This is a genomic window from Vibrio sp. D54, assembly GCF_021728075.1.
GTDB classification, from domain to species: Bacteria; Pseudomonadota; Gammaproteobacteria; order Enterobacterales; family Vibrionaceae; genus Vibrio; species Vibrio alginolyticus.
In genome coordinates this window covers 71,193-84,093 of record NZ_JAKKCS010000012.1, presented here as the reverse complement: position 1 = coordinate 84,093, position 12,901 = coordinate 71,193, and the positions used below count along the sequence as shown (strand labels likewise).

Below are 12,901 nucleotides of genomic sequence, written 5' to 3'. Positions count from 1 at the left end.
ACCTCTAAATCATCATGCCGCGCATCACTGTGGGACGCTTTCTGCGTTTACCTGACGTACCTTGTAGCTGAGTTTGTTGCTGCCGGCGGCGCTGGACTTCGTCTATTAGCTCTTGCTCTGCACGTTTCATGGTATCTACTGGCGCTTTTATGCCGCCAAGTAAAACATCCCCCGCAACAGGACCAACACCTAAGCCTTCCAATAGCTCGTTAAAAATATCGGTTCTGTCTTCAGCTTTTCTAATGGCAAGCTCAGCGTTCTCAATCGCATCGGTAAACGGTTGCTTCATCTTGATTCCTATCTTAAAGCGGGTCATCTCATCGGTGCTGTCAGTAACAGTCGTGAGTTTTTACTTTTTCAACTTTTTCAAAGGTCTATAATCTGCTAGGCGTAAACAGTACCAGTCTTCTAGCTCATCATGGCTTGCACCGCATGCTTTTAGATAGAACTGTGCCAATCGCTGGCTGCTCATGTTGCTACCACGTAACACATCGACGTTGCCGCGAATGACCCAATCGGAGGGATAAAGTTGAATGGCATGTTCAGCCAAGAGAAATAAGCCGGCAAAGGGGTTACTCAACCCCAATTTTGGACGAACGCGTTTCAGAAGAACGATGATGATTTCACCGTCCTCCACCCGAAAAACGAGCTCTAAGCCTTCAACTTCAATTCGATAACCAAGTTGAATTTCACTTTGTTGCCAAAAGTATGGCGTCACTTCGATCCCCGCTTGCGCCAGCGAGAGTATTAGTTTTGTTTTCATTACATCCCCACCCTTCCAAGTGGCTGAATATTGATTTGCTGGGTTAGTTCTTGAAATGACAAAACGGGCAGATCGTAGTATTCCGATTCAATAAGCTTTCGCACATATCGGCGTACATCCATAGACACAACTAGCACAGGTTTATTCGGCATGCGGCTTAAGTCACCAATGGTCTGTTTCACATCACTGACAAATTGTTGCGTTACTGACGGGTCTAACGCCAAGTAACTCCCTGCTGAGGTTTGACGAATACCGCTGCGTATTGTGTCTTCGAGATTTTGATCCAATAAGTAAGCGGGCAACATGTTTTGTCCGCTTGCGTATTTGTAGCAAATGTAACGTTTTAAGCTGGAACGAATGTACTCCGTCAGCTGTACAACATCTTTCTCTTTTTGGCCCCACTCAACCATCGCTTCCAAGATCACGCGAAGGTTTCGGATAGAAATGTCTTCAGAAACCAAGCGTTGCAAGATTTCCGTCATTTTTTGCAACGGAACAATACGCTGGGCCTCTTTGACTAGCTCCGAATAACTGCCTTCCATCTGCTCCAACAGATAACGCGTCTCCTGAATACCAATAAAGTCTTGTGCGTACTCCTTGAGAACATGAGACAAGTGGTACGTTAAAATCCTGTCGGGTGTGAGAAAACCGACATGACTGGCTACGAGTTTTTGCTCATAACTCTGTGCCACCCAAATGCTAGAAATACCGGGTAGAAAATCTTCATCTTGCTCATAAGGCACGCCTAATAAATCGATCTGTTCATTCCCTTCTGTCACCAAGAGTTGATCTTTAACAATTCGTCCTCGTGCAACCGGGACTTCTTGTAACTGAATTAAGTACTCGCCATTTTGCATCCCCTCGTTAAAGCGCAGGTGGATGCCTGGGAAAGGCACGCCTAGGTCGAGATATAGTGCGCGCCTCACCCTTGCTAGCTCTTCATTTAATGCGACCGCTTCCAAGCTTTCCTGAAGGCTCGCGTCAAGATCAATCAACAGCGGGACCGTCATGGCGAACTCTTCTTGCTCACCTAACTTACCTTTACTGTTTCTAGAAGGCGTAGGTTTGCTTGGCTTCGCTGCTGGCGAACCAGCCCCTTGCGAAACAAAGCTTGATAAGTCGGTGCTATCTGATTCCGCTTGTTTTTTCTGTTGATAGAAAAGGAAGAAACCACCACCACCAACCACGGCGGCCAAGACCAAAAAAGTGATTTTTGGAAACCCAGGGATGAGTGCGAACAGCACCAAAAGCACACCACCAATAAGAAGCGCACGTGGCTGAGCAATGACCTGCCCACCAATGTCCGACCCAAGATCAGAAGAATCTTCATGAGAAACACGCGTCACGATAATACCGGCGGTAATCGCGATAAAGAGTGCCGGGATCTGCGATACCAAACCATCGCCAACGGTCAAAATCGCAAACAACTCAAGTGCTTCAGAAGCACTCATGCCTTTTTGCGTTACCCCGATCGTGACGCCACCTAAGATGTTGACCACAATGATGACCAGACCCGCAATGGAGTCGCCTTTAACGAACTTCATCGCGCCATCCATCGAGCCATACATTTGGCTTTCTTTTTCAATCAGTGATCGTCGGTGCCTAGCTTCGTGTACGTCAATTACTCCGGCACGCATGTCACCGTCAATACTCATCTGCTTACCAGGCATCGCATCGAGTGAGAAGCGCGCACTAACTTCTGCTACCCTTTCTGAGCCTTTGGTGATCACCATAAACTGAACAATGGTAATGATCAGGAACACAACAATACCGACCACTAAGTTACCGCCCACAACGAAGTTACCGAATGTATAAACGATTTGACCAGCATCGCCTTGTAGCAAGATCAAGCGGGTTGTCGTGATAGATAAAGACAGACGAAACAATGTCGTGATCAATAGCACCGCAGGAAATGCAGAGAACTCAAGTGGCGTGGTGATGTAAATCGCTAACATAAGCAGCACCACCGCAATGCTCATGTTGGTGCCAATCAGCACATCCACCAGTGCGGTAGGAAGTGGCAATATCATCATAAAGACGATCGCGAGTAACATCACCGCAAGCATGATGTCTTTGCGTTGCCCTACTTTGTTTAGAATATCGATCAACTTATTCATGTGATTCACTATTTAAAGATTGCAGATAGCGTCGGTGCGCTTGGCGTGCCCCATCGACGTCATTTTGTTTCCAACGCGCTTGGCTTAAACAAAACCAGAGTCCTGCCGAGTCAGGATGAAGGTCGGATTTTAATAAGTGCTCACACACCTCAATCGCCCGGGTATATCGACCACTTTGTAAACACGCCACAGCAAGTGTTTGCATCGCCTCTTTGTGCTGCGGTTCTATTTCTAGAACCGCATCGAGAATAGAAATGGCATGCTCTGGCTTTTGGTATTGAACTTGTAGCGCAGCGTGAACAAGTAAGAGTTCAATGTCTTTGGATCTCAACATGTTGGTTAGACCTGGATAAGGAGATTGAGCGCCATAGTGAGGTAACGCTGATCAAGTTGTGTACTTTGTAGCGTTTCAGATGCTTTGATAAAAGAAGCGGAGCCTGAATCCTGTGCAAGAACTTGCAGCTGAGCTAACGTTTCATCAAATTGTTGACGGTATTTTTCTGGACGCAACAACTCTGAGTGCAGCAGCTTGGGCTTAGTTAACGCGATGAGATATTGGTCTGAAGGCCGGAGGTCATAGAGCTTCTCTAAATGTGTAGCGACCGCCTGCCCATCAGGAAGCAATTGAAATCGTTCTGGGAAATCGGCCTTAACTTCACTATGAGTAACATGCGTAAAGGCTTCGATGCCTACGTTTAAAGTGCTGACTCGAGTCATGAGCCTGCCACATCGTTATGCAGACGAGCCAAAAGCGTAAACGCTTGCTCTAAGGTCGGAAGTGTTACTTCTTCTCCTTTTAGCCTTGCTGAAAAAACCAGAGTTTGTTCATCTAACAAGCCGGTTTTAATTTCGAAAGGCCAGCCTTGATCGGCATGACACAAACACAGTGCACTTTGAATCATGTCACTGGTTTGATGCCAAGATAACGCTCGAGACAACATCAAGAATAACTGCTCACCCTGTCGCTCAATATGCAGCGTACCACTTTGCTCAAAATCCAGCTGCACCCGTCCAGCTGATGAGAAATCGACGGCATCGAGCCCCATTCCTCGGCAAAATTCATCGACGGATGCATCAATCCAACTCATCTTCCCACGCTTCCTCTTCTTCTATATCAATTGCTTCGTCTAGCGCCTTTTGTACCGCTTGGATTAAATTCTGTCGTTGTTCTTCATCGGCGAATACGTCAATTGGGATTGCGCGAACTAACTTATGGAACTCTCGAAAAAAATCGATTTTTTGTTCTACCGCCGTCAATTCCATTGCGTTGGCGACTTTCCATATCTCATCACTGCTTACCCATCGCTGCTCTACCAACGCAATCACATCAGCCATCAAATTAGAAACTTGATAAGCCATAATTCGTCCTTTCCGGTTTAAACATTTGGAACAGCTGACTCACACGATCTTGCAACGTATTTAGAGTTTTGAGTTTTTGCATATCGGACATCAACCACTGCAACTTAACCGAGTCGATACTGCTACCTTGAACACTAAGATCTGCACTCATGCCTTGCAGCATAAAGTCAACAGCGGTCGATACCTCCTGCTCACCAAAGCGCGCCACTACATCTTGATAAGCCGCGCCGAGCCCTTGATAACTATGAACGGTATCGCGGTAGAAGCCGCGCAGCTGATGCAAAGAGCTAAACTCTTGCTCTTGGCTGTATTCATCAGCAAAATTTGAGACACGGATTTCCGTATCAATTTGAGACCATGTATCTGGGTTTTGCTCGATTCTTAGAAGTGCTTGGTCAATCAGCGCTAGTAGGTGTTTACTTTCTGGACTCGCACTCAAAAACTTTTTAACGGCTTTTAGGGCTAGGTATTGATGGCTTTTCTCCTCGGAAAACCCATTCAAGTAGGCTTGTAATTGCGCGATGGTCGAGATATTTCCTCCCGCCATTTTTGTAGCCAAATCTTTGATCTTTTGATTCTTTTCAAGATCAGGGACTTTTCTTAAATAGTCCGAAACGAGTTCATGTGCTTCATTAACTCGAACACCACTGTCTTTCACTTTGCGCTTGGTCAGATCTTTCTCTGCTTTTTCGGAACCGAGTGAAGTGAGTTCTTCCATCGCATCAAAAAGTGATTGTGTGGCATTGTGAACACGGACGGTTTCACCGCGATAATTGCCTTTTTGTGAAACGTCGGGGAGAGACGATTCCAACCCGTTTTGGATAGACGCATCAAACTTTGGATTTGTTGCGATATGATTGTTGATAATACTCATTCACTTGCACTCCTTCCGCACAATACAGGCGAATTATAGGAAGTGCGCTTTGTTGAAGCTGTCAAAATCAGACGTGTTTTTTTAGTGCACTTTCAGTTTTCTAAAAACTCCCGACTGATATTCACTATAAATTGATTCTTATACTTTCTATCCTCTCAGCATCAATCATTGCGCATATTTTTACCTTGAACGATTTCTCATACATCACTGATATCCAACAATCTGCGATTAAACACACGCGTTTGATCCAAATTCGCGGGCGCGTTACACAAGTCACCGGCACCATTATTAAAGCTGTCGTCCCTGGCGTTCGTGTAGGTGAACTGTGTGAGTTGCGTAATCCCGATCAAACTCTGTCTTTGTTAGCGGAAGTGGTTGGCTTCCAGCAGCATCACGCTTTGCTCACTCCGTTAGGAAATATGTTTGGGATTTCCTCAAATACAGAAGTAAGCCCAATGGGTAAAATGCACGAAGTGGGTGTTGGCGACCACCTGTTAGGTACAACGCTTGACGGGCTTGGGCGCCCTTTCGATGGTACGCAGAGTCAGGAACCAAGTGCTTGGTATCCTGTTTATCGCGATGCGCCACCACCAATGCAACGTAAACTAATTGAAAAGCCAATCTCTCTTGGCGTTCGATCCATTGATGGGCTACTGACCTGTGGTGAAGGTCAGCGCATGGGTATTTTTGCAGCGGCTGGTGGGGGTAAAAGTACCCTACTGGCAAAACTGATTCGCTCCGCAGAAGTTGACGTGACCGTTCTCGCCTTAATTGGTGAACGCGGACGCGAAGTACGCGAGTTTATTGAGCATGACCTAGGCGAAGAAGGAATGGCCAAATCGGTTTTAGTGGTCGCTACCTCTGATCGCCCAGCAATGGAGCGCGCCAAAGCCGCTTTTGTTGCAACTTCTATCGCAGAATATTTTCGTGACCAAGGTAAACGCGTGCTACTGCTGATGGATTCTGTAACGCGTTTCGCCCGCGCACAGAGGGAGATTGGACTAGCCGCAGGCGAGCCACCAACACGACGTGGCTATCCGCCTTCCGTTTTTGCCGCTTTGCCAAAGCTGATGGAACGAGCTGGACAATCAGACAAAGGATCAATTACATCACTGTACACCGTGTTGGTGGAAGGTGACGACATGACAGAGCCTGTCGCGGATGAAACTCGCTCCATTTTAGATGGGCACATCATTCTCTCGCGCAAACTTGCGGCAATGAACCATTACCCCGCCATTGATGTACTTCGGTCAGCAAGCCGAGTGATGAATCAAATCGTTGAACCCGATCATCAGGCGTCTGCTGCTCATATTCGCGAAATGTTAGCTAAGTATGAAGAAGTTGAGCTGCTAATCAAAATTGGCGAATACCAACATGGCGCAGATAGCCTAGCAGATATGGCCATTGCACAAAGTGATGATATACGCGCCTTTTTACGCCAAGGCACTCATGAACCAAGCGATCTTGATGGCGCTATCGCTCAACTTAAAGGGATGGCGAAACAATGATAGAACGTTTATTAGAAATCAAAAAAATTCGCGCTGACCGTGCGGATAAAGCCGTCAAGCGTCAAGAATACCGAGTGTCAAACGCCGCAGCACAGGTTCAAAAGGCCGAACGTTCTGTCGCGGACTATCACGTTTGGCGCCAGGAAGAAGAAGAGCGACGTTTTGCTAAAGCAAAACAACAAACGCTCGTTCTCAAAGAGCTAGAAACATTAAGACAAGAAATCGCGTTGTTAAGAGAGAGAGAAGCCGAACTTAAACAACGTGTGGCCGAGTCAAAAAAAGCGCTTGAAATCGAACGCTCGGCACTTAAAGAAAAGCAAAAAGAGGCGCGACAAGCCCATAAAACCAAAGAAAAATTCGTTCAGTTGCAGCAACAAGAAGTCGCGGAAAAATCGCGAGAAAGGCAATACCAAGAAGAACTCGAACAGGAAGAGTTTCGCACTGTCGACATTATCTAAAGGTTCACTATGCGCATTACCCCAACAACTGAAACATCGAATACGCTGCACAAATCAACGCCGGAACAAGTGCCTCTCGAGAAGGAGGCCGAGCTTCAATCACAATTCGAGCATGCAATGACGAAGAAGCCTAGCAAGGGAAAGGAGTCTATCGTTGGGAATCCCCAAAAAAATCATACTGGCGAAGAAGACATACCGCTAAGGCATAAGACATCTCAAGGTCTAGATAAGAAACCTAACTCATCGAACCAAGAAGCCAACGCTGACAAAAACACCTCCACTTTAAAAGGTAAAAGTGACGTCGTCACTAAGAGAGATATAGAGAAACCGCAAGACGACGCAGCAAATAGCGAAGAAATAATTAGCGAAAACAATAAATTGCTTAAAAATGATGGAAAAAACGATGGCGACACAGTTCTAAGCTCCCCTTCTACTGAGCGTGTTGATCCTCACTTTCAAGCTCAAGCTCATTTGAAAGATGATAAACCGACGCCGATGGATAAACATACCTCGCCGGATTGTCTCTCTACGTTTGAATCTGGCTTGCTTCCCCAAAGTGCGACAGAGACAGAGCTCGCTCAATATGGGATTAACATTGTTGGCTTAACGAAAAAGCAAACTGAAAAAACGCACAATAAGCGTGCGACTCCGCCGCTACAGAATACAGGCAAACGACCAGACCAAACTGGTGGCCTGCCTGAAACCAAGCCTCTTGAAAAAATCGTGACGAAAAGCGCACTAGTCACCGTTAAAACGGATGAAGAAAAAGTGCCTTCTCAACCCTTTGCAAGTGCGGTAACACAAGGCGATGTCATCCTAAAAAGTGTTGCTTCGCAGGCTCAACCAAGCCCAACGCGAGACGTAAACCAATTACTCCAGCAATTGGTGGACAAAATCTATGTTGCTCTGCCAACCGCATCGGACAACAAAGAGGTTCGGCTGTTTCTAAGTGAAGGACAATTAAAAGGTGGCGAAATCCACATCAAGTTGGACGCTCAAGGGTATAGCGTGACGATTCGACAAGAGCATGCCCTTTCCATTATTAGCCAGCAAGCTAGACAAGATCTTGCTGAACGGCTAAACCGATTCGGTGGTGAGCAGCCACTTCGCTTAGCGATCAGCGAACAAACTCAACAGCTCGATCAACAACAACATGAACAACAACACTCACGCCAACAACGCAGCGTGTATGAAGAATGGCAAGCGGAGAATGACCTATGACACCGTTAATAATTCCCAAAGTGGATGCAGAAAGTATCGCGCTCAGCAATCAACTTTGTGCAAAACAGTGCCACTTCCAAGGGACTGATGGTCAGAGCGTATCGATTACTGTTGCTCAAATCCCTTCATTTGAAGGGTTCCGTTTAACCACGTTGATTGGAGGACAAACCCTACAAGTAGACTTTTCTCGTGCGCAGCTCCAACATTGGCTGAAATCGACCTTAAATGCTACTGCGTTTGAGTCCCTGCCTAACTCCCTCCAGTTAGCACTTTTGAGCTCACAGATAGAACCGCATAGTGAGGCAATCAAAGCGCTATTTGGTCGGTTACCCATTCTTAGTCAACTACAGCCGTTAGAGGCGAGCCAGGCCCAAGAGCATACTTTAATGTTAACCCTCAATAAGCCTAACGGCTCTCTTTGTTTGTGGGTTAGCGAAGGATCAGACGTGTTGTTGGATGCGCTACCAAACAGCGCTGCTCTACAAGCTCGACACCTCGCTTTACCTGTGTGGTTAAGTCTTGGAAGGACCCATTTGACGTTAAGCGAATTTAATTCGCTCGAGCTGGGAGATGTCATCTTTTTTGACGATGGTTACATCGCCAAGCAACAAGCCATTTTTCAAGTATCTAACCAGAATCTCTGGCGCTGCCAGCTAGATGACCAAACTCTTCACATTATTGAAAAAGAAACCAATATGAATGACGTAAACACTTCAGAAATGTTAACCGACCACCAGCAACTGCCTGTGGAACTCACGTTTGATATCGGCCATCAAACCATCACGCTAGAGCAGCTTAACCAGCTTCAGCCAGGGTACGTATTCGAGCTAAACCAGCCTGTATCTAAGCCGGTAACATTGCGTGCCAACGGCAAAATCATTGGTGAGTGTGAACTGGTTAATGTTAACGAACATTTAGGTGTGCGCGTACTGGAGCTGTTCGGTGGCACGCAGGAGCCAGCATGATCCAGTTACCCGACGAGCTCAATCTCATTGTCAGCTTAGCACTGCTGGCACTGATCCCATTTATCGCTATGATGGCGACGTCGTTTGTGAAACTCGCCGTTGTATTCTCACTGCTGCGTAACGCTCTCGGTGTACAGCAAATTCCGCCGAATATGGCGCTTTACGGATTGGCTATCATTCTGTCAATTTTCATCATGGCTCCCGTCGGGTTTGAAACCTACGACTACGTAAAGCAGCATGATATCTCCCTTGAAGATTCTGCAAGTGTAGAAGGCCTCATTGAAAGCGGTTTACAGCCTTATCGAGAATTTTTGAAAAAGCATATTCGGGAAACCGAAGCCATATTCTTCACTGATGCTGCACGCACATTGTGGCCACAGAAGTACGTAGACCGTTTAGAGTCGGACAGCTTATTGCTCTTACTGCCCGCATTTACCGTCAGCGAGCTTACTCGCGCTTTTGAAATTGGCTTTCTGTTGTACTTACCGTTCATCGCTATTGACCTAATTGTGTCGAATATCCTACTCGCGATGGGGATGATGATGGTATCGCCAATGACGATTTCCCTCCCCTTCAAATTGTTGCTTTTTGTCTTGCTTGACGGCTGGACAAAGCTCACCCACGGCTTAGTGTTGAGTTACGGTTAATCACGGAGAAAGTATGCATTCTGCTGAAATCATTCATTTCACGACTCAAGCATTAACCCTAGTGTTGTACTTGTCATTACCGCCGATTTTAGTCGCAGCATTGGTTGGTACATTGGTGTCGCTTATTCAGGCGTTAACTCAGGTCCAAGAACAAACGTTAGGCTTTGTGGTCAAGCTTATCGCGGTCATTATTACGCTGTTCGTCACAACGCAATGGCTAGGGGCAGAGCTCCACGCCTTCGCCTCGCTTGCTATGGATAAAATTCCTCAAATACGATGAGTTATCACGACTTACACCAGGCTTTATTTTTGTACAGCCTGACGTTACCTAGGTTAATGGCGTGCTTCATCTTTTTGCCTATTTTGAGCAAGCAAATGCTAGGCGGCACCATGGTGAGAAATGGTGTGCTTTGCTCACTCGCGCTGTTTATATTTCCGATGATTAATCAGCAAAGCTTGCCCGCAGAAACCGACGGCATTTGGCTGATAGTGATTTTGGGTAAGGAGGTATTAATTGGGCTATTGATAGGGTTTGTTGCTGCTATCCCCTTTTGGGCGATAGAAGCGGCCGGTTTTCTGGTCGACAACCAACGTGGTGCTGCCATGGCAAGTATGTTTAACCCAACGCTAGGCTCACAATCCACACCAACAGCCGTGTTGCTGACCCAAACGTTGATTACCCTGTTCTTCTCTGGCGGGGGCTTTGTCACTTTTATCTATGCGTTATTCAAAAGCTATACATCTTGGCCGATCGTGGACTTTTTCCCAACCGTTAGCGACGCATGGGTGAGTTTCTTCTACGCGCAATTTGAACAGCTTATGTGGCTTGGTGTGTTGATGTCCGCTCCACTAGTGTTGGCAATGTTTCTTGCTGAGTTTGGTCTGGCGCTTATCAGTCGTTTTGCACCGCAATTGAATGTTTTTTTCCTTGCCATGCCAATAAAAAGTGCCATCGCGAGTGTTTTACTGATCGTGTATCTCGGAATAATGATGGATCACTTTGAAGTACAGTTTTACGGCATTACCCGATTCGCAGAACAACTCAATACCATTTGGCAATAACGCTTAGGATTCTTTATGAGTGCAGAAAAAACAGAGCAACCCACCGCAAAAAAGTTACGCGATGCTCGACAGAAAGGTCAGGTTGCCAAAAGCCAAGAAATCGTATCGTCTGCATTAATTTTGGCGCTCATAATTGTACTGTTTGCGTTCGCCGATTATTACATGTCGCACATCTCAGCGCTTATTCTCCTACCAAGTAAGCTTGCTTATCAGGGTTTCCAAGATGCGCTAGTCGATGTCGCTATCGCCATCGCAAAAGAAATTGCCTATCTACTCGCTCCGATTATTCTGGTTGCTGCACTCGTCGCCATCTTTTCCAATATGGGGCAGTTCGGCTTCCTATTTAGTGGTGAATCCGTTAAACCCGACATCAAAAAGATCAATCCCGTCGAAGGGGCCAAACGCATTTTTTCCCTCAAGAGTGTGATTGAGTTTATCAAGTCGATCCTTAAAGTCTCTCTTCTTTCCTGCATTATCTGGGTGACATTACGCGGTAACATCAACGCTTTAATGCAAATTCCAACTTGTGGGCTAGAATGTGTTCCGACCATTACTGGCGTCATGATTAAACAATTAATGATTATCTCTTCGGTAGGCTTCATCGTCATCGCTGCAGCAGATTTTGCGTACCAGAAGTTTGATCACACGAAAAAGCTCAAAATGAGCAAGGACGAAGTGAAGCGCGAATACAAAGAGATGGAAGGCAGTCCAGAAATAAAAAGCAAACGTCGTCAGTTGCACCAAGAGCTACAAGCCTCCAATCAACGCGAAAACGTTAAACGTTCTAATGTATTAGTTACAAACCCAACACATATCGCGGTTGGCCTTTATTACAAGAAAGGCGAAACGCCCCTGCCCGTCATCACTTTGATGGAAACCGATGCGGTAGCCAAACGTATGGTCGCAATCGCCAAAGAGGAAGGTGTGCCTGTGATGCAAAAAGTCCCTCTTGCTCGTGCACTATACGCGGACGGCAACGTCGACCAGTACATCCCAAGTGATCTTATTGAAGCAACCGCCGAAGTACTTCGTTGGTTGGCCTCGTTAGAATCCGAGGCGGACTAACAAACCACATCCCACTCAAGATCTGGGCTTACAACTGACCAGCTTTCAACCTCGATACTTTCAACGCTATAATGCGGTATCCTTTAACTGTATGTTGTTTTTATGAAATCTAGCTTAAGCATTCGCTCCTACACGAAACGTATGAGCCGACATACTCATAGTGATTATCATCAACTCGTGCTTCCTCTCCAGGGCAACATACAGATTGATATGGATAGTTATGTCGGAAAGGTGGCGGTTGGCGACTGCATAGTCATCCCCAAAAGTTGTGCTCACGGTTTTAATGCCGAAGAGTCATCACGCTTTATTGTTGCGGATATGACCACTTTGCCCACTCATTTGATGGATAGTAGTGTGGCTGTGTTTTCGATTAGCCCGCCTCTACTGAGCTTTATCCAGTTTGTCGAAAAGCAACTTGAGTATCAGGTTAATGATGAAATTGAAAACTCAATGGTTGCAACCTTCTATCTGTTGCTGGAGCAGCAAAAGCGGTCTCGCTCCGTGGATTCGCGTATTCGAGATGTACAGGCTGTGATCGCCGAGCAGCTTGATCAGCCACTCACCATTGCCTCATTAGCGAATGCCGCTTGCTTGAGTCCGACGCAGTTTAAAAAGCTTTTTAAAGAGCAATTAAAAGTAAGCGTCCATAAGTACATTACACTACAACGTATGGAAAAAGCCAAAGCACTATTGACTCATACAGACCTTCCAGTTCAGTTGATAGCTGAACGAGTTGGCTATAGTGACCTTTCCGCGTTTAGTCGACGGTTTTCAATGCATTTTGGCATGTCTCCTAGAGAGTTTTCCCGATAGTCACTAAAATAGTCTTCTGGAACAAGTATTCCGTCTTTTCAGCACAAAA

Annotated in this window: 17 protein-coding genes; 9 read left to right on the top strand and 8 right to left on the bottom strand. The window is 46.2% G+C overall.

Going from position 1 to position 12,901, the window contains the following annotated elements:
• Positions 1-4 precede the first annotated feature (4 nt).
• The 8 genes from L3V37_RS16100 to sctW are packed head-to-tail and all read right to left on the bottom strand — an operon-like array spanning position 5 to position 5,113.
• On the bottom strand, positions 5-289 hold the full coding sequence (locus L3V37_RS16100) for an LcrG family type III secretion system chaperone (protein WP_005377254.1): 285 nt from the start codon (positions 287-289) through the stop codon (positions 5-7).
• 60 nt (positions 290-349) lie between these two features.
• Positions 350-763: an LcrR family type III secretion system chaperone gene (locus tag L3V37_RS16095; RefSeq protein WP_005377252.1), complete on the bottom strand. Its 414-nt coding sequence runs from the start codon at positions 761-763 to the stop codon at positions 350-352.
• Positions 763-2,889 (bottom strand): SctV family type III secretion system export apparatus subunit VcrD, encoded by a 2,127-nt coding sequence (gene vcrD, locus L3V37_RS16090; protein WP_086013006.1) that lies wholly within the window; start codon positions 2,887-2,889, stop codon positions 763-765. Before vcrD ends, L3V37_RS16095 begins: the two co-directional genes overlap by 1 nt.
• Entirely contained in the window at positions 2,873-3,214 is a 342-nt protein-coding gene (gene vscY / locus L3V37_RS16085; protein WP_005377248.1) for a type III secretion system chaperone VscY, read from the bottom strand. The genes vcrD and vscY overlap by 17 nt, the downstream gene beginning before the upstream one ends.
• Positions 3,215-3,219: 5 nt before the next feature.
• Positions 3,220-3,597 (bottom strand): type III secretion system protein VscX, encoded by a 378-nt coding sequence (vscX, locus tag L3V37_RS16080; RefSeq protein ID WP_005377246.1) that lies wholly within the window; start codon positions 3,595-3,597, stop codon positions 3,220-3,222.
• Positions 3,594-3,968 (bottom strand): type III secretion chaperone SycN, encoded by a 375-nt coding sequence (gene sycN, locus L3V37_RS16075; RefSeq protein ID WP_005388159.1) that lies wholly within the window; start codon positions 3,966-3,968, stop codon positions 3,594-3,596. Before sycN ends, vscX begins: the two co-directional genes overlap by 4 nt.
• A complete protein-coding gene (locus L3V37_RS16070) occupies positions 3,955-4,239 on the bottom strand; it encodes a TyeA family type III secretion system gatekeeper subunit (protein ID WP_005377239.1) in 285 nt (94 codons plus the stop codon). The genes sycN and L3V37_RS16070 overlap by 14 nt, the downstream gene beginning before the upstream one ends.
• Positions 4,220-5,113 carry a type III secretion system gatekeeper subunit SctW gene (sctW, locus tag L3V37_RS16065; protein ID WP_130546115.1) on the bottom strand — a complete coding sequence of 298 codons (894 nt, stop codon included), beginning with the start codon at positions 5,111-5,113 and terminating at the stop codon, positions 4,220-4,222. The genes L3V37_RS16070 and sctW overlap by 20 nt, the downstream gene beginning before the upstream one ends.
• A gap of 185 nt (positions 5,114-5,298) precedes the next feature.
• Between sctW and vscN the strand changes: the two genes are divergently transcribed.
• The 9 genes from vscN (at position 5,299) to L3V37_RS16020 (ending at position 12,852) form a co-directional block, all read left to right on the top strand.
• Positions 5,299-6,621: a SctN family type III secretion system ATPase VscN gene (gene vscN, locus L3V37_RS16060; RefSeq protein ID WP_137282053.1), complete on the top strand. Its 1,323-nt coding sequence runs from the start codon at positions 5,299-5,301 to the stop codon at positions 6,619-6,621.
• Positions 6,618-7,079: a type III secretion protein gene (locus tag L3V37_RS16055; protein WP_005377236.1), complete on the top strand. Its 462-nt coding sequence runs from the start codon at positions 6,618-6,620 to the stop codon at positions 7,077-7,079. Before vscN ends, L3V37_RS16055 begins: the two co-directional genes overlap by 4 nt.
• A gap of 9 nt (positions 7,080-7,088) precedes the next feature.
• On the top strand, positions 7,089-8,300 hold the full coding sequence (locus L3V37_RS16050; protein ID WP_237306590.1) for a type III secretion system needle length determinant: 1,212 nt from the start codon (positions 7,089-7,091) through the stop codon (positions 8,298-8,300).
• Entirely contained in the window at positions 8,297-9,265 is a 969-nt protein-coding gene (vscQ, locus tag L3V37_RS16045; RefSeq protein ID WP_137282055.1) for a SctQ family type III secretion system cytoplasmic ring protein VscQ, read from the top strand. The genes L3V37_RS16050 and vscQ overlap by 4 nt, the downstream gene beginning before the upstream one ends.
• Positions 9,262-9,912, top strand: coding sequence for a SctR family type III secretion system export apparatus subunit VscR (gene vscR / locus L3V37_RS16040; RefSeq protein ID WP_005377232.1), 651 nt, complete (start codon positions 9,262-9,264; stop codon positions 9,910-9,912). The genes vscQ and vscR overlap by 4 nt, the downstream gene beginning before the upstream one ends.
• A gap of 13 nt (positions 9,913-9,925) precedes the next feature.
• Positions 9,926-10,192 (top strand): SctS family type III secretion system export apparatus subunit VscS, encoded by a 267-nt coding sequence (vscS, locus tag L3V37_RS16035; RefSeq protein ID WP_005377227.1) that lies wholly within the window; start codon positions 9,926-9,928, stop codon positions 10,190-10,192.
• On the top strand, positions 10,189-10,974 hold the full coding sequence (gene sctT, locus L3V37_RS16030; RefSeq protein WP_137282056.1) for a type III secretion system export apparatus subunit SctT: 786 nt from the start codon (positions 10,189-10,191) through the stop codon (positions 10,972-10,974). The genes vscS and sctT overlap by 4 nt, the downstream gene beginning before the upstream one ends.
• 15 nt (positions 10,975-10,989) lie before the next feature.
• Complete coding sequence (gene vscU / locus L3V37_RS16025) at positions 10,990-12,039, top strand: SctU family type III secretion system export apparatus subunit VscU (RefSeq protein ID WP_005387129.1); 1,050 nt, start codon at positions 10,990-10,992, stop codon at positions 12,037-12,039.
• A gap of 102 nt (positions 12,040-12,141) precedes the next feature.
• Positions 12,142-12,852 (top strand): AraC family transcriptional regulator, encoded by a 711-nt coding sequence (locus L3V37_RS16020; protein WP_213967044.1) that lies wholly within the window; start codon positions 12,142-12,144, stop codon positions 12,850-12,852.
• The last annotated feature ends 49 nt before the right edge of the window (positions 12,853-12,901 follow it).